We start from the raw sequence: 19615 nt of genomic DNA on the forward strand, positions 1-19615 counted from the left end.
CTGTCGTGCGCCCCAGCGTTGCCGGGCCGGTCTTTGTGGTCGACCACAGCGCCCGGGGCGACTACTCCAGCAGGAGTGATCGCCACTGCTCCACCCGGTCGTCGGAGAGGCCGGCACCGCGGGCGACCTCGCGGGCACCGTCACCGTCGAGGCGATCGAGGACCCCGAGGATGTTCTCGCGGGTGACGCCGATGTCCCCCGCGGGCACGATGCCGGGCCGCAGCAGCGGTCGGCGCTCCAGGCGGCGCTGCAGCCCGATCCGGCGGGCGTTCGTGCGGGTGAAGTCCGCGTCGACGGCGGCCCGCGTGACGCCGGCCAGCCGCAGCAGCACCGCCACCGAGACACCGGTGCGGTCCTTGCCCGCGGCGCAGTGCACGAGCACGGGGTGCGGCCCGTCGAGGACGGCGTCGAACAGCGTCGGCAGCCACTCCGGTGCCGCGTCGAGCAGCGCGAGGTAGAGCTGGTCGGTGGGCAGCCGATCGTTCTCGTCGCGGGCGAGGATCGCCGGGTCCAGCGCGTCGATCATCGACAGGTGCACCCACCGCGTCGTCGCGAGCGGGTAGGGGTGGTCGAGCTCGCGCTCGCTGCGCAGGTCCACCGCCACCCCGGGCGGCCAGGCGAGCCCGGTCGGCCAGCCGGGGGAGTCGGGGCCGTCCTCGGCGAACGGGGCGTCGCCGCGCAGCAGGATGCCGGGCCGGGTCCGGCGGCCGTCGACGGTGGGCAGCCCGGCCACGTCGCGGATGTTGTGGGTCGGCGGACCGGGCGGCACGTGGGCGAGCACGGCGCGCCGGTTGGCGGCTTCCCGACGAAGGCGGCGGATGCGGTTGAGGGGGTTCCTCACCACCGCATCCTCACAGGCCCGACGATCACGAGGCGAGTGACCCGTGACCCAGCTGAGCGAGCGGCCCTCTCGCAACATCTATGTGCGCGAGAGTGCCGTTCGCTCGGAACCGGACGCCGCCACCGGCCTCGTCGGGGATGCTCAGACCGAGAACCCGAACGGGAGCTCCAGGCGGTGCTCGGCGAGGAAGGCCGGGTCGGCGAGGAGCTCGCGGGTCGGCGCGTCCGCCACGACGACGCCCTCGTCGATCACCACCGAGCGCGGGCAGAGCTGCAGGGCGTAGGGCAGGTCGTGGGTGACCATCAGCATCGTGCGGTCCAGGCCGAGCAGCACCTCGGCGAGTTCGCGGCGCGCCACGGGGTCGAGGTTGGAGGAGGGCTCGTCGAGGACGAGGATCTCCGGGTCGCAGGCGAGGACGGTCGCGAGCGCCACCCGCCGTCGCTGGCCGCCCGAGAGGTGCATCGGGGAGCGGTCGGCGTGCTCGGCCATCCCCACCGCCCCGAGGGCCTGCTTGACCCGCAGCGACAGCTCCGGCTCCACGACGCCGAAGTTGGCCGGACCGAAGGCGACGTCGTCGCCGACGGTGGGCATGAACAGCTGGTCGTCCGGATCCTGGAAGACCACACCCACCCGACGACGGATCTCCTGCAGGGTCGGCTTCGCCACCTCGAGCCCGCCGACCCGCACCGTCCCCGCCCCGGCGCGGTGCACGCCGTTGAGGTGCAGCACGAGCGTGGTCTTGCCCGCCCCGTTCGGGCCGAGCAGCGCCACCCGCTCGCCGCGCTCGATGCGCAGGTCGACCCCGAACAGCGCCTGGTGCCCGTCGGGGTAGGCGAAGGCCAGCCCCTCGACCTCCAGCGACGGCGGGGTCATGCGTATCCCGCCGTCGCCAGGAGCACCGCCGCGGCGGCGGGAACGAGCGCGACGGTCCAGGTCCGGCGGCTCGTCGTGACGTCTCCGAGCAGGGGCATGGCTCCGGTGTACCCCCGCGCGAGCATCGCCAGGTGCACCCGCTCGCCGCGCTCGTACGAGCGCAGGAAGAGCGTGCCGATCCCGCGGATCGTCGGGCCGATCTGCCACAGGAACCGCGGGTCGTGCCCCCGCGCGACCCGGGCCAGCCGCATCCGCCGGGCCTCCGCGGCGATGACCTCGAGGTAGCGGACCATGAGGGTCGCGATCGTCGTGACCATGCCGGGGACACGCAGCCGCGTGAGGCCCGCGAGCAGGTCGCGCACCGGCGTCGTCATGCCGAGCGTCACCGAGACCAGGACGCCGAGCGTCCCCTTGACCAGGATGTTCCAGCCCGCGAGCAGGCCGTCGACGGACAGGGAGAGCCCGAGGAACTCGGTCCGGGGTCCGGCCGCGAAGAACGGCAGCAGGACCGCGAGCACCACGAACGGCGCCTCGATCAGCGAGCGCGCCGCGATCGCCGCGACGGGGAGCCGGGCGGCGACCCAGATCGCGACGAGCAGCAGCAGGTGCGCCCCGAACACCCAGAACGCCTCGCGCGGGGTGGCCACGACGGCCACCACCATGACGAACGCGGCGACGATCTTGACGTGGGCGGGCAGCCGGTGGACGACGCTGTCGCCGGCGTGGTGGAGGGTGTGCGCGTGGCCCGCGCCCATCAGGGCTCGCGGTCGGAGGACGGGGAGCGGCGGCGCAGCAGCCAGAACAGGCCGCCCGCGACGAGGAGCGTGGCGATCACGCCCACCACGCCGGCGACGCCGGTCAGCGCGTCGTTCCCCCCGACCGCGTAGTCGGCCAACGGGCTCTCGGCGGTGGCGTGCTCCCCGGCGTTCTGCGCGATGCACTGCCCCTGGAGTTCGCCCTCGGTCTCGCTGCACCCGGTCTGCGTCACGGCGTCCAGCCCGTCGGGAAAGCCGGACGCGAGGTAGGACGCGCCGCCCGCGAGCAGCAGCGCGACGAGGAGGAAGGCGCCGAGGAACCCGGCGTAGCGGCGGTTGGTCGTCGGGGTGCTCATCGGACCGTCGCCTCCTTGATCGTCAGCTCGGAGCGCTGCCCGCGCAGCAGGTACACCAGGTCGGGCCGGACGGCGGCGACCGCACCCACCGTGAGGGCGGTGATGATCCCCTCGCCGATCCCGATCAGGGCGTGGAACCCCGCCATCAGCCCGAACACCGTGCCGAGCGCGAGCCCCTGGCCGCCGAGGGCGTACTCGAGGACGAAGCCCATCGACGCGACGACGGTGTTGACCCACGCCGCCACGAAGGCCGTGACCAGCAGTCCGGCCTTCGACCGGCGGGCGAGCGGGCGCATCGCGACGGCCACGGCGAAGCCGACGAGGGTGCCGATCAGCGCCATGTTGGTGATGTTCGTGCCGAGCGCGGAGAGCCCGCCGTCGGCGAAGAGCAGCGCCTGCAGCGCGAGCACGATCGCCACGCACAGCGCGCCGACGTACGGGCCGACCAGGATCGCGGTGAGCGCGCCGCCGAGCAGGTGGCCGCTGACGCCGGGCAGCACCGGGAAGTTCAGCATCTGCACCGCGAAGACGAACGCCGCGACCAGGCCCGCGAGCGGCGCGGTCCGGTCGTCGAGGTCGCGCCGGGCCCGGGCGACGCAGATCGCCAGCCCCAGGATCGCGACGACCCCGAAGGCCAGCGACACCGGCGCGTTCACGATGCCGTCGCTCATGTGCATCGCGACCAGTTCGGTCGTCATGCGTTCTCCTCACCCGTTCGTGATGCTCGGGTGAAGAGTGTCGCAACGGCGTGCTTGTCGCACTAGTCCTGCGACAACCCCGGACTGGCCGTTCGGAGGGTGTCCGGCGCGCCGAGGAGGGTGTGCACCGCGGCGACGAAGCCGTCCACGTCCCGGTAGCCGAAGACGGCCCGCTGCATGACGAAGCCCGGGATCACCGCCATGACGACGTGTGCGCCGCTCTCCGGGGTGAGGGCGACGGGCACGAGCCCCGCCTCCTGACCCCGGCGCAGGCCCGTCGTGACGCGGTCGCGCAACCCGCCGAAGCCCCGCTGGACACGGTCCTGCAGCGCACCCGGGCGGGTCGCCTCGCCCCAGGCCTGCACGCCGCAGCGGACGAGCTCGTCGAGGTCGATGTCCGATCCGTCCGGCACCCGCACCCGCTCGGCGCCGAAGGTCCCGACGACGGCGGTGACCAGGTCCGCGACGGTCGGTGCGGCGTCGCCGGTCACCGCCTCGTCCAGTCGGCCGGCCAGGATCGAGAAGGCCTGGCCCGCCACCTCGAGGACCACGTCGTCCTTGCTCGGGTAGTAGCGGTAGAACGCGCCGGTCGACAGCCCGGCCTCGCGGGCGATGTCCGGCATCGAGGTCTGGTGGAAGCCGTCGCGGGCGAAGCACCGGCGGGCGGCGTCGAGGATGCGCCGCCGGTTCTCCTCGCGGCGTTCGTCGGTGATGCGCGGCACGCCACTCCTCCTTCCGTGAATGCTCGTTCGCCTTGACGGGCGCGTCCCGGTGGGTCCACCATAGTGAAAGCTCGTTCACGGTGACGCGAGGAGGCGGTCATGGAACGGACGACCTGCTGTGTGGTCGGCGGCGGTCCCGCCGGGATGGTGCTCGGCCTGATGCTGGCCCGGGGCGGCGTCGAGGTGACCGTGCTGGAGAAGCACGGCGACTTCCTCCGCGACTTCCGCGGCGACACGGTGCACACCTCGACGCTCACGCTGATCGACGAACTCGGCCTGTGGCCCCGCTTCGAGCAGCTGCCCTACCGGGCGCTGACGCGGGCGCGGGTCCGGCTGGACGCCGGCGAGATCACGATCGGCGACATGACGCGGCTGGACGCCCCGCACCCGATGGTGGCGATGACGCCGCAGTGGAACCTGCTCGACCTGCTCGCCACCGCCGCGCGCGAGGAGCCCTCGTTCACGCTGCGGATGTCGACCGAGGTCACCGGGCTGGTGCGGACCGGTGGCCGGGTCGGCGGGGTGCGGCTGGCGGACGGCGGCGAGATCGCCGCCGACCTCGTCGTCGCGTGCGACGGCCGGAACTCCCGGGTCCGTGCGGAGTCCGGACTGCCGCTGCACCGCTACGACGTCCCCATCGACGTCGAATGGTTCCGGGTGCCCCGCCACGCCGACGATCCCGACGGCGGGTTGGGTCGCATCGGGGGCGGTCGGTTCCTCGTGATGATCGACCGCGGCGAGTACTTCCAGTGCGCGCTGATCATCGGCAAGGGCACCGACGCCCGGTTGCGCGCCGGCTCGGTCCAGGTGCTGCGGGACCTGCTCGTCGACCTCAACCCCTGGCTGGCCGGGCGGCTGGACGACCTGGCGTGGGACGACGTCAAGCTGCTCGAGGTGTCGCTGGACCGGCTGACCCGGTGGTCGGCCCCCGGGCTGCTCTGCGTCGGCGACGCGGCCCACGCGATGTCGCCGATGGGCGGGGTCGGGATCAACCTGGCCGTGCAGGACGCCGTGGCGGCGGCCCGCGTGCTGGCCACCCCGCTGCTGGCGCACGACCCCGACGCCGTGGACCGGGCCGGACGCGCCGTGCAGCGCCGCCGCACGCCGCCGACCGTGATCACCCAGACCGCCCAGGACGTCGCACACCGGCGGGTCCTCGCACCGATGCTGGCGAACCCCCGGGAGCTCGACGCGGCGACGGTGCCCTGGCCGATCCGGATGGTCCAGCGCTTCCCGGTGCTGCAGTGGGTGCCGGCGCGGGCCATCGGGATCGGCGTGCTGCCCGAGCACGCGCCGGACTTCGCGCGGCGTCCGCCGCTCCCGGTGGTGGCCCCGGCTTCGTGAGCAGCCGCGCTGGGTGCAAGCAAAGCGTCACTACGTGCACCCAGTGCCAGGAAATCCGGCTCCGTCAGCTCGCGAGCATGAAGAACTCGAGCGCGTTCCCGTCGGGGTCCTTGACCGAGAGCGCGAGCCCGTAGTCGGCCTCGACGATGCCCGAGTGCTCGATCCCGACGCTGTCGAGGTGGTCGCGCCAGGCGGTCACCGCGTCGGCGTCGGCGCAGCCGAACCCGACGTGGTCGAGGCCGACGCGGGCCGGGTCGAAGCGGTCGTCGGGCGAGACCGTGTCGTGCTGGGTGAGTCCGAAGAGCTGGCCGTCGGCGAGCGCGAAGACGCGACGGTGGAACGGGCCGTCGGACAGTGTCATGGCGGGCTCGGCGCCGAAGAGCTTCGAGTAGAAGGGCTCGCTGACCGACAGGTCGCGGACCGACATGGCCACGTGGTGCACGGCGGGGATGGCAGGCATGACGGTGCCCTGCCCGGTCGTGCGCAATCCCATGCACTGTCGACGATGCCGGACCGATTCCGGGCCCTCAGGCGGCCACCGGGAACCGCCGCGGCCCGCGCAGCACGGTGGCCGTCTTGGGCACCGCCCGCCCGGCGGCGTGCAGCCCCGGCAGGCGTTCGGCGAGCAGACGCAGCGCCACCTCGCCCTCGAGGCGGGCCAGCGCGGCGCCGAGGCAGTAGTGCGCTCCGCCGGAGAACGCCAGGTGCGGGGTGGTCTGCTCGCGCGCGAGGTCGAAGCGGTCCGGGTCGGGGTGGGCCTCCGGGTCCCGACCGGCGGCCGCGAGCAGCACGAGCACCCCGGAGTCGCGCCGCAGCCGGACGCCGTCGATCTCCACGTCCTCGTGCGCGATCCGGGCGGTCAGTTGGACGGGCGGGTCGAAGCGCAGCGTCTCCTCGACGGCGCCCGCGGCCAGCCCGGGGTCGGCGACCAGCGCCTCCCACTGCCCGGGCGTCGACTGCATCGCCCGGACGGCGTTCCCGACGAGGTTCGTCGTCGTCTCGAACCCCGCCACCAGCAGGAGCTGGGCCAGCGAGACCAGCTCGTCGATCGTCATCGACCCCGCGTCCAGGGCCCCGACCAGCTGGGAGACGACGTCCTCGCCCGGGTCGACCCGGCGTCGGGACACCAGCGACTCGAAGAGTGCCCGCGCCTCCGCGGTGGTCCGGGCGAGCTCGCGTGCGTGTCCGACGGAGCGGACGCCGTCGAGCGCCCCGCCGAGCGCCCGGCCCCAGGCCGCGAAGCGGTCGGCGTCGACCTCGGGGATCGCGAGCAGCCGGGCGATCACCGTGATCGGCAGCGGGGCGGCGAGGTCGTGCACGAGGTCGAACCGGCCGCGGGCGGCCGCCCGGTCGAGCAGGTCGGTGGTGACGGTCTCGGCGATCTCGCGGTACCGCTCGAGGCGGCGCGGCGCGAACGTGGGCTGCGCGAGCCGGCGGAGCCGGGTGTGGTCGGGCGCGTCCAGGCCGAGCAGGGACAGGTCGACCGGCTCGAGCAGCGAGGGCCCCTCCTCGGGGGCGAAGGGGGCGCGGCCGTCGGCGAGGCGGACCCCGAAGCGCCGGTCGCGGAGCACCTGTTCGCACAGCGCGTGGGTGCCGACGGCGCTGATCCCGGTACGGCTGCGGATCACCCGACGCGGGGTCCGTACCGTGCGGTACGTCGGATACGGGTCGAGGCGCCAGGGTCGGTGCATCAGCCGGGCGACCGGATCGCCCCGCAGGGCCAGGGCGAGACCACCCGCGCGCATGGCCGCGATGCGGCCGCCGAGGGCCAGGTCGTCACGCAGTGTCACTGGTCTCCTCGCGATGCGTCGCGTGTCACGTGGCCGGGCCGGGCGGTGCGGGTGAGAGTGGACGTACGGGATATCCACTCTGCCAGCGGAACGGCACGAGTGCGGCGATGATCGGCTGACCCGAGCGGGAGGAGCCACCACGTGACGAGCGAGGCCACGGCCGGCCTGCTGGCCGTTCCCGGCACTCCACCCACGGGGTCCGGGGACTCGGCGGAACTGCTGGACCGCTGGCGCCCCGGCGAGGGCACCTGGTTCTCGGGACCGCGCGGCGGCCTGCTCGCGCAGGGTGTCGCCCGTCGCGTCGACGATCCCGACGAGGCCCGGCGCGTGCTGCGGGAGACCGACGCCGCCGGTGGGGCGCCCGCCGTCGTGATTGGGGCCCTGCCGTTCGACCCCACCGCCCCGGCGGCGCTCGTCGTCCCGGAGGCCGTGACGTGGGCGCCGCCGCTGCCCGGTTCGGTCGGCCGGCGCGGCGAGGGTGCGGACCCGACGCACTGGCAGTCCCGGCCGGTCCCCGAGCCCGCCGGCTACGAGGCGATGGTGGCCGACGCGCTGCGGCGGATGCGCCACGGCGCGCTGGAGAAGGTCGTGCTGGCCCGGGTGCTCGACCTCGTCCGCGACACCCCCATCGACCAGCCCGCGATGCTGTGCGAGCTCGCCGCCCGCAACCTCGCGGGGTACGTCTTCGCGGTGGACCTGCCGTCGACGGCCGGGGCACGCTCGCTGATCGGGGCGAGCCCGGAGCTGCTCGTGTCGCGGCGGGACGGCGAGGTCGTCGCCAACCCGCTGGCCGGCTCGGCGCCGCGCCGCTCGGACCCCGACGACGACGAGGCCACCGGTGCCGCCCTGCTCGCCTCCGCCAAGGACCGGCACGAGCACGCCCTCGTCGTGGACGAGGTGGCGGAGGCGCTCTCGGCTGTCTGCGAGGACCTCGAGGTCCCGGACGGGCCGACGCTGATCCGCACCGACGCCCTGTGGCACCTGTCGACGACGATCCGCGGGCGGTCCGCCGCGGCGTCGCTGGACATCGCCCGCCGCCTGCACCCGACGCCCGCCGTCGGCGGGGTGCCGCGCGAGGCGGCCCGGCGCGCGATCGGCGAGCTCGAGCCGTTCTCCCGTGGCTTCTACACCGGCATGGTCGGGTGGATGGACGCCGACGGCGACGGCGAGTGGGTCATCGCCCTGCGCTGCGGCGAGGTCTCCGGGGCGGCGGCGCGGCTCTACGCCGGCGCCGGCATCGTCCCCGCCTCCGTGCCGGCCTCGGAACTCGCCGAGACCACCACCAAGCTGGAGACGATGCTCGCCTCGCTGTGAGACTGGGGGCGTGACCACCTGGGCCGATCTGCGCGCGGCGCGGACGCTGTACGAGGACGACGGGGCGCTCGTGCTCGACAAGCCCGTCGGCTGGTCGGTGATGGGCGAGCGGCACGACACCGACCTCGTGCGGCTCGCCGCCGACGACGGCGAGAAGCTCTGGCCCGCGCACCGGATCGACAAGGTGACCAGCGGCGTCGTCCTGTTCGCCCGGCAGCTCGAGGCGCACGGTGACCTGACCCGCCAGTTCAACCGCCGCACCGTCGAGAAGACCTACCTCGCGGTGACGGCGACGACCGGCCTGCCGGACGAGGGGCGCATCGAGCTGCCGCTGTCGGTCGGGCGCAAGAACCGGGTGCGGATCGCGGCGCCGCGGGAGGCGATCGTCGTCGAGAACGGGCGGTGGAGCGTGCCCGAGGACGCCGTGGACACCTCCAAGGACGTCTACCCCAGCACGACGACGTTCACGAAGGTCGAGGAGCGCGACGGTCGGACGCTGCTGCAGGTGCATCCGGAGACCGGGCGCCGGCACCAGATCCGGGTGCACCTGGCGTGGATCGGGCACGCGCTGGTCGGCGACCCGCTGTTCGAGAAGCAGCCGACGACCCGCACCGGGCTGCACGCCCACCGGCTCGCCTTCGACGCCCCGGACGGTCGGCGTCGCACCGTCACCGCCGAGCCGGACGAGGAGTTCCGGGCCCTGCTCGACGGCGCCGCGAGGGTGACATAGGGCAGGTCGACGAGCCGCTCGGGCTGCCTGGTGTGGACCTCGCGAACGGGGGCTGCCACCGCCGACGTCGCAGCCCTACGCCAGCGCCTCCGCCAGCAGGCCGAGCGAGGCGTCCAGGGTGTCGGCGTCGACGACCGGGAAGTACTCGAGCAGCTGCGGGTCGGTGACCGCGGACCAGTCGTAGGTCAGCGTGACGCGCGTGCCGTCGCCGTCGGCCTCGAAGGTGTAGGTCCAGGTGTAGCCGGCCGGGCGCTGACCGGGGCCGGCCGGAGCCCACCCGAGCGCGGCGTCGGGCTCGTAGACCACCACGTGGTTCTCGACGGTGTAGTCGCCCATCTGCTCGTTGTGCATGTCCATCGTGAACACGTCGCCGAGCTCGGTGATCGCGAGGTGGGTCTGCGATGCACGCACCATGCCCGAGGCGTCCAGGTCGGGGTGCCGGTCCGGGTCGGCGACCAGGGCGAAGGCGCGCTCCGGCGGCGCGTCGACCAGGCGGGACACCTCGATGCTGCGGTCGGACGTCATACGCATGATCGTGGCACGGCCGGGGGTACTGGCGTGCCGTGGGAGCACGCATCACGCTCGTGCAGGGCGACATCACGACGCAGGAGGTCGACGCGATCGTCAACGCCGCCAACTCGGGGCTGCTCGGCGGTGGCGGGGTGGACGGCGCGATCCATCGTCGTGGCGGCCCGGAGATCCTCGCCGAGTGCAAGCAGCTGCGGGCGACGAGCCTGCCCGACGGTCTGCCCACCGGCCAGGCCGTCGCGACGACCGCCGGGAAGCTCCCCGCCCAGCACGTCATCCACACGGTCGGGCCGGTCTACGCGAGGTCGAAGGACCGCTCCGAGCTCCTCGCCAGTGCCTACCGCGAGTCCCTGCGCGTGGCCGACGAGCTCGGCGCCCGCACCGTCGCGTTCCCGGCGATCTCCGCGGGTGTCTACGGCTGGCCGATGGACGACGCGGCGCGCATCGCCGTGCAGACCGTCGGATCCACCCGGACGGCCGTCGAGGAGGTCCGCTTCGTCCTCTTCGGCGACGACGCGTACCAGGCGTTCACCCGCGCGGCCCAGTCCTGACCCGGCGCGCGGCCCGTTCGCCGCGGACCTTCCCGACGACGGGTGGTGTGCGTCCGGGTTGCCCCGGTGCGGCCCATCTCGCGTCATCAATCCGGTTCGTGACCCGCCCGTCACCGCGTCGTTGTCTCTCTCGTGCGCGCTCGGGGGGAGCCGTGCGTGCATGCCGGCACGGCGCGTGGCCGGCGCGTGGACGAACGAGCGAGGTTCATTGAGCAAGGGCAGGCACCGCAAGCAGCAGCGCCCGGGCACGGGGCGCTTCGTCCTCTCCGCGGCCGCCGTCGGGATGGGCCTGGTCCAGGCCTCCGGCATCGCCGCCGCCGCCGCACCGGCCGGGACAGCACCGGGCGTGGGCGGCACACCGTGCACCACCCCGACGATCAAGGCGTGCGTCGACCTCTCCGAGAACAAGGCGTGGCTGCTCGACGGCAAGGGCACGGTCGTCTACGGGCCGGTCGCCAACACGCACGGCGGGCAGGGCCACGAGACCCCGGTGGGTGACTACGTCATCCAGCGCAAGGACCAGTACCACGTCAGCCAGGAGTTCGAGGGCGCGAGGATGCCGTACGCGGTGTTCTTCGACAACAACGGTCGCGCCTTCCACCAGGGCACGCTGGACCGCCAGTCGGCCGGCTGCGTGCGCCTGAATGAGGCCGACGCGAAGCGCTTCTTCGAGCACCTGAACCCGAACGACCGGGTGCAGATCGTCCAGTAGCCGTCCCACGTGAGGGGAACCCTCGGCCGTACCAGCGTGCCGAGGGTTCCCCTCACGCGTGTCTAGGCCCGGCGGCGCAGCACCAGCGCGACCGCCCCGATCACGACGACGACCGCGAGCAGCACGAACGGCCATGCCGGGGTGCCGCCCTCGTCGGCGGCCGGAGCGGCCGAGGCCGCGGGACTCGGGGTCGCCGCGGACGGCGCCGCGGGGGACCCCGGAGCGGCCGCGGCCGGCGTGGTGGTGGCGGCCGGACCCGGGGTCGTCAGCGTGAACGACAGCGCCCCCGAGATGGGGTGGCCGTCGCTGGAGACGACCCGGTAGCCGATCTCGTAGCGGCCGGCGGCCCCGAGCGGGGCGACCCCGACGGAGATCTGCTCGCCGTCGGAGGTCGCGGCGCCGGACTCGTAGTGGGTGGTGCCGTCCGGCCCGACCACGGTGATCGTGGCGGTGTTCGGGGTCGGGGCCTCGCCGAAGGTCAGCGTGACCCGGGACGGGGCGGTCGCGACCTGCGAGCCGTCGGCGGGGTCGCTGCCCTCGAGGACGTCGTGCGCGGCGGCGGGGCCGGCGCCGAGCAGCGCCAGCAGGCCGATCAGCGCGGCCACGAGGGCAGAACGGAGGAACGCGCCACGGGGCGCGGAGGTGATGGTCATGGTCCCTTCACGGGTGGGAGGTGGTCACGCGGCAGCGGGACGCACCGGGGGACCACGCACCGGCCGCACCCGCAGCAGGGCGGCGACGACGGGTGCGGTCGCCGGCCCGACGACCCGGGGGCGCCCCACCACCGGCGGGTCGACCCGGAGTTCGAGCAGCGCCAGGAACGCCCGGACCCGGACCGTGACCATCGACCGCACCGCCCGGTCGGCCCCGGCGGCGCCGAGCGCCACGAGCAGGGTGGCGAGCGCGTGCGCGGCGACCATGCCGGGCGACGGCAGCGCGTGCAGCGGGCCGTCCGCCAGCCCGTGGGCCGTCCCGTGCGCCATCCCGTGCGCCCCGCCCGCGCCCATCGTCAGGTGCCAGCCGACCTGCCCGGCGCCGAGCACCGCCACGAGCCGCACCACGGGCACCCGCCGGCGGACCGCGGACGCGGCCACGGCCGCCGTCAGGAACGCGACCACGACGACCGGGACCGTGAGCTCCGGCGCCCCGCCCCCCGCCTCGACGTGCGCGGCCGCGCCGAGCGCGGGCGCGAGGGCACCCACGCCGAGGCTGCGGGCGCCGGTCGAGGTCACGGCTCCACGGTAGGCGAGCCCCCCGACGGCCTCAGGCACGTGCTCACCCAGGAGCCGACCTCCCACGCGGCCTGGTGGGCGGTCGTCGGGAGCAGGCGCGGCATCGAGATGTAGCCGTGGCAGGCGCCCTGGTAGTCGGTGTAGCGGACGGTGACACCTGCAGCGGCGAGCGCGTCGGCGTAGTGGATGCCGTGGTCGCGCAGCGGGTCGTGCTCGGCGGTCTGGACCAGCGCAGGCGGCAGGTCGGCGAGGTCCGCGCGCAGCGGCGAGGCGTACGGGTCGGTGCCGTCCGCGCCGGCGAGGTAGAGCCGGGAGAAGCCGCGGATGTCGCTCGCGTGCAGGATCGGGGCGGTCGGGATGGCGCGCTCGGAGGGCAGGACGTCGACCATCTCCGCGCCCGGGTAGACCAGGCACTGCGCCCCGATCGTCGGGGCGTCCTCACCGCGGCGACGGGCGTCGCGGGACATCAGACAGACCACGGTGGACAGGGTGCCGCCCGCGCTGTCGCCCATCACCGCGACGCGGGCCGGGTCGATGCCGAAGCGCCCGGCGTCGGCCACCAGCGCCCCGACGGCGGCGTAGCAGTCCTGCGCGGGCACGGGGAACGGGTGCTCGGGGGCCAGCCGGTAGTCCACCGACACCACCACCGCGCCCGCCACGAGCGCGACCTGCCCGCAGAACCAGTCCGACTGGTCGAGGTCGCCCTGGACGAACCCGCCGCCGTGGAAGTTCACGACGACGGGGGCGGGCACCTGCGCGACGTGCGGCGGCCGGTAGACCCGGACCGGGAGCACCGCCTCGCCCACGTCGAGCGACGCCTCCTCGGTGACCACCCGCCGGTCGTGCCGCCCGACCACGGCCCGCCCCGCCGGCCCGGCCTGGATGCGCCCGGACCGCTCCCGCGCCGCGGGCACCTCCGCGGGCGGGAGGTCGGCGACCGAGCCGCCGAGCGTGCTGCGCAGGGCGCCGAGGACACGGGTCCGGAAGGGGAGACGCACACCGGTGAGCTTCGCCCATGGGAGCAGTACGGGTCGCTATGACGACCCGCACTGCGGACCTCACACGGTCGCGCTCACGTCCACCCGGATGTTGCCGCGGGTGGCCTTCGAGTAGGGGCACAGCTCGTGGGCGCGGGCCACCAGCCGGTCCGCGGTCTCCTGCTCGGCGCCGGGCAGGTGCGCGACGATCGCGACCTCGATGCCGAAGCTCTCGGCGTCCGGGCCCAGGCCGACCTCGGCCTCCACGCTCGAGGAGTTCACGTCGACGTCCTCGTTGCCCGCCGCGAGCTTGAGCGCCTGGTGGAAGCAGGCCGCGTAGCCCGCCGCGAAGAGCTGCTCGGGGTTGGTGGCCCCACCGGGGCCGCCGAGCTCCTTCGGCATGGCCATGTCCTGGTCGATGATCCCGTCGTCGGACTTCACGTGTCCGTTGCGGGCGTCCCCCGACGAGGTGGCCGAGGCCACGTACTTGATGTCCATGCCGTCCGGATACCCGGACGGCCACGTTTCACCAGGACGGGCGGCGCTTCTCGACGAACGACGTGACGCCCTCCCGGCCCTCGGCCGACAGCCCGCGGTCGCCGATCGACTTCGCCTCGACCTCGAAGTGGGCGTCGGTGAGCACGCCGCCCGCCGAGTGCACGAGCTTCTTGGTCGCCGCCAGGGCCTGCGGCGGACCGGCCGCGATCGTCGCGCTGATCGAGCCGACCTCGTCGTGCAGCGACTCGTCGGGCACCACGCGGGAGGCCAGCCCCGCCGTCAGCGCCTCCGCGGCCCCCATCGGCCGGTTGGTGAGGAACATGTCGAGGGCGCGGGCGCGGCCCACCGCGGCGGGCAGCGTCGCGGTCATCCCGCCGTCCGGGGTGAGGCCGATCGCGGTGTAGGCCGGGCGCAGGCGGGCGCCCTCGGCGAGCACGATCACGTCGCCGGTGAGCACCAGGGAGAGCCCGATCCCGGCGGCCCAGCCCTGCACGCCGATCACGACCGGCACGGCCAGGTCGAGCAGGAGCCGCTGGCAGCCGTGGAAGTCGTCGGCCAGGGCGGACAGCGACGAGTCCGGGTTGGCCGCGAAGCCGCGCACGTCCCCGCCCACGCAGAAGTTCGGGCCCTCCGCCACGATCTCGACGACCCGCGCGTCCTGCGCCGGCCCCGCGAGCGCCGCCCGGAACTGGGCCCCGAACTCGAAGTCGACCGCGTTGTGCCCCGCCCCGTTGGCCAGGACCAGCCGCACGACCCCGTCGGACTCCTCGACCCGCACCCGCACGTCCGCCACGAACTCCTCCTCGATCACGCGATGTCGCCGCGAGCCTGCCACGCTGGGCGCCTCGCCACGCAGAGGAGGAGACGCGGTGCCCGACCTGCACATCCCCGCCGCCGAGGGGTCGCACCAGGAGGCCTACCTGGCCACGCCCGCGGGGACCGGCCCGCACCCCGGTGTCGTCGTCCTCCAGGACGCCTTCGGCATGGGTCAGAACCTGCGCGAGCACACCGACCGACTCGCCGCCGCCGGCTACGTGTCGGTCGCCCCGCGGCTCTACACCCCGCGTGGCGGCGGCATCCGCTGCGTCGCTGCGGTGTTCCGCGCGATGACCAGCGGCCAGGGCCCGGTCTACGAGGACATCGAGGCCGCGCGGACCTGGCTCGCGGGCCGCGACGACTGCACGGGCCGGATCGGGGTCATCGGCTTCTGCCAGGGCGGCGGCTTCGCGCTGCTCGCGGCCGCCCGCTACGACTTCGCCGCCTCCGCGCCGAACTACGGGCACGTCCCCACCGACGCCGAACGCGAGCTCGAGGGCATCTGCCCCGTCGTCGCGAGTTTCGGGGCGAAGGACACGACCCTGAAGGGGCACCCGGAGCGTCTGGAGGCCGCGCTGACCACGCTCGGCGTCGAGAAGGACGTGAAGACCTACGAGAACGCCGGCCACTCGTTCCACGAGCGGTTCTACGCGGAGAGCCTGATCCGTCCCCTGGGCATGGGATACGACGCGGCGGCCTCCGAGGACTCGTGGCGCCGCATCCTGGCCTTCTTCGGCGAGCACCTGTCATGACGGAGCCGGAGCTGGACAGCTACCTCATCGACATGGACGGCGTGCTCGTCCACGAGGAGAACGCCCTCCCGGGCGCGGACGAGTTCATCCGCCGCCTGGGCGAGGCCGGGAAGCAGTTCCTCGTCCTGACCAACAACTCCATCTACACCCCGCGCGACCTCCGGGCCCGCCTGCACGCGAGCGGGATCGACATCCCCGTCGAGAACCTCTGGACCTCGGCGCTCGCCACGGCCCAGTTCCTCGACGACCAGCGGCCGAACGGCTCCGCGTTCGTCGTCGGGGAGGCCGGCCTGACGACCGCGCTGCACGAGGTCGGCTACGTGCTCACCGAGCGCGACCCGGACTACGTCGTCATCGGCGAGACCCGCACCTACTCGTTCGAGGCGATCACGCGGGCGATCCGGCTGATCGAACGGGGCGCGCGCTACATCTGCACCAACCCCGACGCGACCGGCCCCAGCGCCGAGGGCACCCTGCCCGCGACCGGGTCGGTGGCCGCCCTGATCACCCACGCCACCCGGAAGAAGCCCTACTTCGTCGGGAAGCCCAACCCGCTGATGATCCGGGCCGGGCTGAACACGATCGGGGCGCACTCGGAGACCACCGCGATGATCGGCGACCGGATGGACACCGACATGGTCGCGGGCATGGAGGCGGGGCTGCACACGATCCTCGTGCTCACCGGGGTCACCGACGAGGCCGAGCTGGACCGGTACCCCTACCGGCCCAACCAGATCGTGCAGAGCGTCGCGTCGCTGGAGGTCGGCTCCCGGGGCTGATCCGGGTACCCGTCCGCCATGCCGGATGACTTCGAGGACCTCCCGTCCACGCTGCAGCGCTCGGACAAGAAGGCCCGTGACACGTACGCGCAGGCCAAGGAGTCCGCGGAGGAGACCTACGGGAAGGGTGAGCGCGCGAGCCGCACGGCCTACGCCGCGCTCAAGCACACCCACGAGAAGGTCGGCGACCACTGGGAGCCCAAGGAGGAGTACGGCCCCTCGGACTCCCGCGCGCGCAGCGGCGGGGCGGACCCGAGCGGCGAGCCGGCCGGCGGGGTCGACGCCAACGCCAGCAAGGAGCACCTCTACGAGCGGGCCAAGGAACTCGACGTCGAGGGCCGCTCGACGATGGACAAGGACGAGCTCGTCGACGCCCTGCAGAAGGCCAACGACCGGGAGACCCGGAAGGCCCGCGAGTGAGCGTCCCGCCCCGCGACGAGGTCCCGACGACGGGGCCGGTCGAGCCGGGTGAGCCCGTCGCTCCCGGTCCGGCGGGGCTGGGCGGTGCCCCGTTGCCCCCGGCGCCGACGGAACCCGGTTGGAGCCCGCGCGGGCGGCGGCTCGGGCTGCCGGAGTTCGTGGTGGCCGCGGTGGTCTACGTGGCGATCCAGGTCCTGGCGGGCTTCGCGCTGATCTCCGCGACCGGCGCGCTCCCGCCCGCGCCCGTCCTGCTCGCGATCTCCGCGGTGTCGGCGTTCGGCGCGGTCGCGGTGGCGCTCCTGCTGCGGGTGCGTTCGCTCGCGGCCCTCGGGATGCGGCGCGTGCCGTGGCGCACGGTGGGGCTCGCGGTGCTGCTCGGGCTCGCCGTCTGGCTCGTGTCGCGGGTGCTGATCGTGGTGTACGTGTCGGTCACCGGCGACCTCACCGACCCGCAGGCCGCGCTCACCCAGTTCTCCGGTGGGCTCGCCGCGTTCTGGGTGGTGCTCCTCGGCGGGCTCGTGGTGCCACTGGGGGAGGAGCTGCTGTTCCGCGGGGTCGGCTACGGCTCGCTCCGCCGCTTCGGGCGGGTGGCCGCGACGATCGTCTCGTCGCTGGTGTTCGCGGTCGCGCACGGGTTCAACGTCGTGTTCCTCGCCGTGCTCGTGCTCGCCGTGCTCAACGCCGTCCTCTACGAGCGCACGCGGTCGATCTGGCCGTGCTTCGTCACGCACGCGACGTTCAACCTGACCTCGTTCGCCCTGCTGCTGATCGCGCTGTAGGCGGGGCCGGCGCCACGGGTGGGGCGGGAGCTCGGTGGGCACCCCCGCCCGACCGCCCCGACACCCGCGAGGAGCCCCATGACGACCGCTGCCGCCGAGATCGAGATCCGCGACCCCGCGACCGACGAGGTGGTGGGCCGCGTGCGGCCCGCCGGCCAGGACCAGGTCGACGACGCCGTGGGGCGGGCCGTCGCGGCCGGCCGCGACTGGGCCCGGACCTCGCCGGCCGACCGGGCGGGTGCGGTGAAGGACGCCGCGGCGGCGGTGCGGGGGATCGCCGAGGACCTCGCGCGGCTGAACGAGACCGAGACCGGACGCCCGTTCGACGACGGGCTCGGTGGCGTCCTCGCCGCGGCGGGCACGCTCGAGCAGTACGCCGAGCTCGGTCCGCTGCACCGCGGCCGCTCGCTGCAGGGCAACTGGTCGGCCACCGACCTCATGGTCCCGGAACCGCGCGGCGTCGTCGCCGTGATCACGCCGTGGAACGACCCGGTGGCCGTCGCCGCCGGACTCATCGGCGCGGCGCTGGTCACCGGCAACACCGTCGTGCACAAGCCGTCCGAGCGCTGCCCCCACCTCGGGCGCCGCTTCGCCGACCTCGTCGCGTCGTTCCTGCCCGACGGCGTGCTCACCGTCGTGGACGGGGCGGGACCGACCGGAGCGCTGCTCTCGGCGCACGCGGGCGTCGACGTCGTCGCGCACGTCGGCTCCATCGCGGCCGGGCGCGCGATCGCCGAGGCGGCCGCGGGGACGGGCGCGAAGGTGCTGCTGGAGAACGGCGGCAACGACGCCCTGATCGTCGACGACGGGGTCGACCCGGTGTGGGCGGCGGGCCAGGTCGCGCTCGGGTCGTACGCCAACGGCGGCCAGGTGTGCGTCTCGGTGGAGCGCGTCTACTGCCACGCCGCGGTGGCCGAGGAGTTCCTCGCGGCGCTGTCCGAGGAGGCGACGCGGTGGGTGTACCGGCCCGCCGCCGAGGGTGAGAAGGCCCTGGGTCCGCTGGTCGACCGGCGGCAGCGCGAGCACGTCCACAGCCAGGTCGCGGAGGCGCTCGCGGGCGGCGCGGTCGCCCACGTCGGCGGTGCGGTGCCCGACGGTGCGGGCGCGTTCTACCCGGCGACCGTGCTCTCGGGGTGCACCCCGGACATGCGGATCCTGCGGGAGGAGACGTTCGGACCGGTCGCCCCGGTGCGCGTGGTGGACTCGTTCGAGCAGGCGCTGGCCGAGGCGATCGACGACCCGCACGGGCTCGCGGCCACCGTGCTCACCCCGGACATGGCGCACGCCCAGGAGGCGTGGCGGGCGCTGCCGGTCGGCACCGTGAAGATCAACGCCGCGTTCGGTGGCGCCCCGGGTGGCGCGGCCCAGCCCCGCGGGCTCTCGGGCGCGGGCTTCGGGTACGGACCCGAGCTGCTCGACGAGATGACGACGACGAAGGTCGTCCACGTCGAGCCCTGCCCGCCGCGCCACGGCCGGTAGTCACATCTCACCGTGCGTGGTGGTCCGGTCGAGATCCGTCACCCCTGATCGGGTGATCTCGTTACGCCGACGTGATGCCCCAGCCGTCCGCCGGTCCCCCGTCGGCGCCCGAGTCGGAGACCGCGCTGATCCAGCCGACACCCCGTCGGCGACCGCTGGCGGGGCGCGGGCCGGGCGTGCAGCCCGCGCACTCGCTGCTGGCGTTCGTGGTGTCCGCGGTCGCCGCACTCGGCGTGGTCGTCGCGACCGGGGTCGCCCCGGTGACGAGCCTGGCCGCGATGGCCGGCGTGGCCACCCTCCCGGCGGGCTCGTCGGTGGCGGGGGTGCCCGAGGCGCCGGTGCTGCCGGTGCTCGGCCCGGCGCCGTCGTCGGTCGACGAGGAGACCGCGGCCACGGCGCCCACGACGGGCACGGTCGCGCCGTCGGCGACGACCGCGGTACCCCGTCCGGTGCTGCCGCCGCGCCCGCCGGTGGTCGTGCCCCCGGTGGTGCAGGACCCGCCGCAGGAGCCCCCGAAGCAGGATCCCCCGGATCGGACTCCTCCGAAGCCGGACCCGCAGCCGACGACGACGAAGGACCCGACACCGTCGGAGCCGCCGTCGTCGGACCCGCAGCCGGAGCCGACCGGCACGTCGGCGCCGGACGAGCCCCGGCGCTGAGCGCCGGGGA

25 protein-coding genes are annotated in these 19615 nt (G+C 74.5%); 11 read left to right on the forward strand and 14 right to left on the reverse strand.

Annotation, left to right across the window (positions count from 1 at the left end):
- Positions 1–61: 61 nt before the first annotated feature.
- The 6 genes from ACQPYX_RS03135 to ACQPYX_RS03160 form a co-directional block, all read right to left on the reverse strand.
- The gene (locus ACQPYX_RS03135; protein ID WP_433801450.1) at positions 62–841 is read right to left on the reverse strand and encodes a tyrosine-protein phosphatase; all 780 of its coding nucleotides are present in this window, start codon (positions 839–841) and stop codon (positions 62–64) included.
- Positions 842–982: 141 nt separating this feature from the next.
- The gene (locus ACQPYX_RS03140) at positions 983–1714 is read right to left on the reverse strand and encodes an energy-coupling factor ABC transporter ATP-binding protein (protein ID WP_433801451.1); all 732 of its coding nucleotides are present in this window, start codon (positions 1712–1714) and stop codon (positions 983–985) included.
- Positions 1711–2469 carry a cobalt ECF transporter T component CbiQ gene (gene cbiQ / locus ACQPYX_RS03145; protein WP_433801452.1) on the reverse strand — a complete coding sequence of 253 codons (759 nt, stop codon included), beginning with the start codon at positions 2467–2469 and terminating at the stop codon, positions 1711–1713. Before cbiQ ends, ACQPYX_RS03140 begins: the two co-directional genes overlap by 4 nt.
- Complete coding sequence (locus ACQPYX_RS03150) at positions 2469–2825, reverse strand: PDGLE domain-containing protein (RefSeq protein WP_433801453.1); 357 nt, start codon at positions 2823–2825, stop codon at positions 2469–2471. The genes cbiQ and ACQPYX_RS03150 overlap by 1 nt, the downstream gene beginning before the upstream one ends.
- Positions 2822–3523 carry an energy-coupling factor ABC transporter permease gene (locus tag ACQPYX_RS03155; RefSeq protein ID WP_433801454.1) on the reverse strand — a complete coding sequence of 234 codons (702 nt, stop codon included), beginning with the start codon at positions 3521–3523 and terminating at the stop codon, positions 2822–2824. The genes ACQPYX_RS03150 and ACQPYX_RS03155 overlap by 4 nt, the downstream gene beginning before the upstream one ends.
- Positions 3524–3585: 62 nt before the next feature.
- Complete coding sequence (locus ACQPYX_RS03160) at positions 3586–4245, reverse strand: TetR/AcrR family transcriptional regulator (protein ID WP_433801455.1); 660 nt, start codon at positions 4243–4245, stop codon at positions 3586–3588.
- Positions 4246–4344: 99 nt separating this feature from the next.
- Between ACQPYX_RS03160 and ACQPYX_RS03165 the strand changes: the two genes are divergently transcribed.
- Positions 4345–5589 (forward strand): FAD-dependent oxidoreductase, encoded by a 1245-nt coding sequence (locus tag ACQPYX_RS03165; protein WP_433801456.1) that lies wholly within the window; start codon positions 4345–4347, stop codon positions 5587–5589.
- 64 nt (positions 5590–5653) lie between these two features.
- Here the strand turns inward: ACQPYX_RS03165 and ACQPYX_RS03170 are convergent, their stop codons facing one another.
- Positions 5654–6082 (reverse strand): VOC family protein, encoded by a 429-nt coding sequence (locus tag ACQPYX_RS03170; protein WP_433801457.1) that lies wholly within the window; start codon positions 6080–6082, stop codon positions 5654–5656.
- 34 nt (positions 6083–6116) lie between these two features.
- Positions 6117–7379: a cytochrome P450 gene (locus ACQPYX_RS03175; protein ID WP_433801458.1), complete on the reverse strand. Its 1263-nt coding sequence runs from the start codon at positions 7377–7379 to the stop codon at positions 6117–6119.
- A gap of 141 nt (positions 7380–7520) precedes the next feature.
- Here ACQPYX_RS03175 and ACQPYX_RS03180 point away from each other — a divergent pair, with 141 nt between their 5' ends.
- Positions 7521–8693: an isochorismate synthase gene (locus tag ACQPYX_RS03180; protein ID WP_433801459.1), complete on the forward strand. Its 1173-nt coding sequence runs from the start codon at positions 7521–7523 to the stop codon at positions 8691–8693.
- Between the two features lie 10 nt (positions 8694–8703).
- Positions 8704–9423 carry an RluA family pseudouridine synthase gene (locus ACQPYX_RS03185; protein WP_433801460.1) on the forward strand — a complete coding sequence of 240 codons (720 nt, stop codon included), beginning with the start codon at positions 8704–8706 and terminating at the stop codon, positions 9421–9423.
- A 75-nt stretch (positions 9424–9498) separates the two neighbouring features.
- Here the strand turns inward: ACQPYX_RS03185 and ACQPYX_RS03190 are convergent, their stop codons facing one another.
- Positions 9499–9948 carry an SRPBCC family protein gene (locus tag ACQPYX_RS03190; RefSeq protein ID WP_433801461.1) on the reverse strand — a complete coding sequence of 150 codons (450 nt, stop codon included), beginning with the start codon at positions 9946–9948 and terminating at the stop codon, positions 9499–9501.
- A gap of 38 nt (positions 9949–9986) precedes the next feature.
- Between ACQPYX_RS03190 and ACQPYX_RS03195 the strand changes: the two genes are divergently transcribed.
- Complete coding sequence (locus ACQPYX_RS03195; protein ID WP_433801462.1) at positions 9987–10502, forward strand: O-acetyl-ADP-ribose deacetylase; 516 nt, start codon at positions 9987–9989, stop codon at positions 10500–10502.
- Between the two features lie 208 nt (positions 10503–10710).
- On the forward strand, positions 10711–11214 hold the full coding sequence (locus ACQPYX_RS03200; RefSeq protein WP_230754543.1) for a L,D-transpeptidase: 504 nt from the start codon (positions 10711–10713) through the stop codon (positions 11212–11214).
- 62 nt (positions 11215–11276) lie between these two features.
- Here ACQPYX_RS03200 and ACQPYX_RS03205 read toward each other — a convergent pair whose 3' ends face one another.
- The 5 genes from ACQPYX_RS03205 to ACQPYX_RS03225 are packed head-to-tail and all read right to left on the reverse strand — an operon-like array spanning position 11277 to position 14732.
- Positions 11277–11867 (reverse strand): copper resistance CopC family protein, encoded by a 591-nt coding sequence (locus ACQPYX_RS03205; protein WP_433801463.1) that lies wholly within the window; start codon positions 11865–11867, stop codon positions 11277–11279.
- 24 nt (positions 11868–11891) lie between these two features.
- The gene (locus ACQPYX_RS03210) at positions 11892–12446 is read right to left on the reverse strand and encodes a hypothetical protein (RefSeq protein ID WP_433801464.1); all 555 of its coding nucleotides are present in this window, start codon (positions 12444–12446) and stop codon (positions 11892–11894) included.
- The gene (locus ACQPYX_RS03215) at positions 12443–13444 is read right to left on the reverse strand and encodes an alpha/beta hydrolase (protein ID WP_433801465.1); all 1002 of its coding nucleotides are present in this window, start codon (positions 13442–13444) and stop codon (positions 12443–12445) included. Before ACQPYX_RS03215 ends, ACQPYX_RS03210 begins: the two co-directional genes overlap by 4 nt.
- Positions 13445–13504: 60 nt before the next feature.
- A complete protein-coding gene (locus ACQPYX_RS03220; RefSeq protein WP_433801466.1) occupies positions 13505–13921 on the reverse strand; it encodes an organic hydroperoxide resistance protein in 417 nt (138 codons plus the stop codon).
- A 28-nt stretch (positions 13922–13949) separates the two neighbouring features.
- Positions 13950–14732, reverse strand: coding sequence for an enoyl-CoA hydratase/isomerase family protein (locus ACQPYX_RS03225; RefSeq protein ID WP_433801467.1), 783 nt, complete (start codon positions 14730–14732; stop codon positions 13950–13952).
- Positions 14733–14790: 58 nt separating this feature from the next.
- On the opposite strand from ACQPYX_RS03225, the gene ACQPYX_RS03230 reads away from it, so the two are divergent.
- The 6 genes from ACQPYX_RS03230 to ACQPYX_RS03255 all read left to right on the forward strand — a co-directional run bounded on the left by ACQPYX_RS03230 (position 14791) and on the right by ACQPYX_RS03255 (position 19605).
- A complete protein-coding gene (locus tag ACQPYX_RS03230) occupies positions 14791–15489 on the forward strand; it encodes a dienelactone hydrolase family protein (protein ID WP_433801468.1) in 699 nt (232 codons plus the stop codon).
- The gene (locus tag ACQPYX_RS03235; RefSeq protein ID WP_433801469.1) at positions 15486–16268 is read left to right on the forward strand and encodes an HAD-IIA family hydrolase; all 783 of its coding nucleotides are present in this window, start codon (positions 15486–15488) and stop codon (positions 16266–16268) included. Before ACQPYX_RS03230 ends, ACQPYX_RS03235 begins: the two co-directional genes overlap by 4 nt.
- An 18-nt stretch (positions 16269–16286) precedes the next feature.
- Complete coding sequence (locus ACQPYX_RS03240; RefSeq protein ID WP_433801470.1) at positions 16287–16688, forward strand: ChaB family protein; 402 nt, start codon at positions 16287–16289, stop codon at positions 16686–16688.
- On the forward strand, positions 16685–17467 hold the full coding sequence (locus ACQPYX_RS03245) for a lysostaphin resistance A-like protein (RefSeq protein ID WP_433801471.1): 783 nt from the start codon (positions 16685–16687) through the stop codon (positions 17465–17467). The genes ACQPYX_RS03240 and ACQPYX_RS03245 overlap by 4 nt, the downstream gene beginning before the upstream one ends.
- 78 nt (positions 17468–17545) lie before the next feature.
- Positions 17546–18946 (forward strand): aldehyde dehydrogenase family protein, encoded by a 1401-nt coding sequence (locus tag ACQPYX_RS03250; protein ID WP_433801472.1) that lies wholly within the window; start codon positions 17546–17548, stop codon positions 18944–18946.
- Positions 18947–19020: 74 nt separating this feature from the next.
- On the forward strand, positions 19021–19605 hold the full coding sequence (locus tag ACQPYX_RS03255; protein ID WP_433801473.1) for a hypothetical protein: 585 nt from the start codon (positions 19021–19023) through the stop codon (positions 19603–19605).
- Positions 19606–19615: the final 10 nt, after the last annotated feature.

Origin of the sequence: Actinomycetospora sp. CA-084318 (assembly GCF_050955885.1) — a bacterium.
Lineage (GTDB): Bacteria > Actinomycetota > Actinomycetes > Mycobacteriales > Pseudonocardiaceae > Actinomycetospora.

What these genes read in the sequence shown, in the direction of transcription:
- ACQPYX_RS03220 (WP_433801466.1), bottom strand. Translation starts at nt 13,921, where the DNA reads ATGGACATCAAGTACGTGGCCTCGGCCACCTCGTCGGGGGACGCCCGC.
- cbiQ (WP_433801452.1), bottom strand. Translation starts at nt 2,469, where the DNA reads ATGGGCGCGGGCCACGCGCACACCCTCCACCACGCCGGCGACAGCGTC.
- ACQPYX_RS03165 (WP_433801456.1), top strand. Translation starts at nt 4,345, where the DNA reads ATGGAACGGACGACCTGCTGTGTGGTCGGCGGCGGTCCCGCCGGGATG.
- ACQPYX_RS03155 (WP_433801454.1), bottom strand. Translation starts at nt 3,523, where the DNA reads ATGACGACCGAACTGGTCGCGATGCACATGAGCGACGGCATCGTGAAC.
- ACQPYX_RS03240 (WP_433801470.1), top strand. Translation starts at nt 16,287, where the DNA reads ATGCCGGATGACTTCGAGGACCTCCCGTCCACGCTGCAGCGCTCGGAC.
- ACQPYX_RS03140 (WP_433801451.1), bottom strand. Translation starts at nt 1,714, where the DNA reads ATGACCCCGCCGTCGCTGGAGGTCGAGGGGCTGGCCTTCGCCTACCCC.
- ACQPYX_RS03255 (WP_433801473.1), top strand. Translation starts at nt 19,021, where the DNA reads ATGCCCCAGCCGTCCGCCGGTCCCCCGTCGGCGCCCGAGTCGGAGACC.
- ACQPYX_RS03205 (WP_433801463.1), bottom strand. Translation starts at nt 11,867, where the DNA reads ATGACCATCACCTCCGCGCCCCGTGGCGCGTTCCTCCGTTCTGCCCTC.
- ACQPYX_RS03250 (WP_433801472.1), top strand. Translation starts at nt 17,546, where the DNA reads ATGACGACCGCTGCCGCCGAGATCGAGATCCGCGACCCCGCGACCGAC.
- ACQPYX_RS03150 (WP_433801453.1), bottom strand. Translation starts at nt 2,825, where the DNA reads ATGAGCACCCCGACGACCAACCGCCGCTACGCCGGGTTCCTCGGCGCC.
- ACQPYX_RS03170 (WP_433801457.1), bottom strand. Translation starts at nt 6,082, where the DNA reads ATGGGATTGCGCACGACCGGGCAGGGCACCGTCATGCCTGCCATCCCC.
- ACQPYX_RS03190 (WP_433801461.1), bottom strand. Translation starts at nt 9,948, where the DNA reads ATGACGTCCGACCGCAGCATCGAGGTGTCCCGCCTGGTCGACGCGCCG.
- ACQPYX_RS03235 (WP_433801469.1), top strand. Translation starts at nt 15,486, where the DNA reads ATGACGGAGCCGGAGCTGGACAGCTACCTCATCGACATGGACGGCGTG.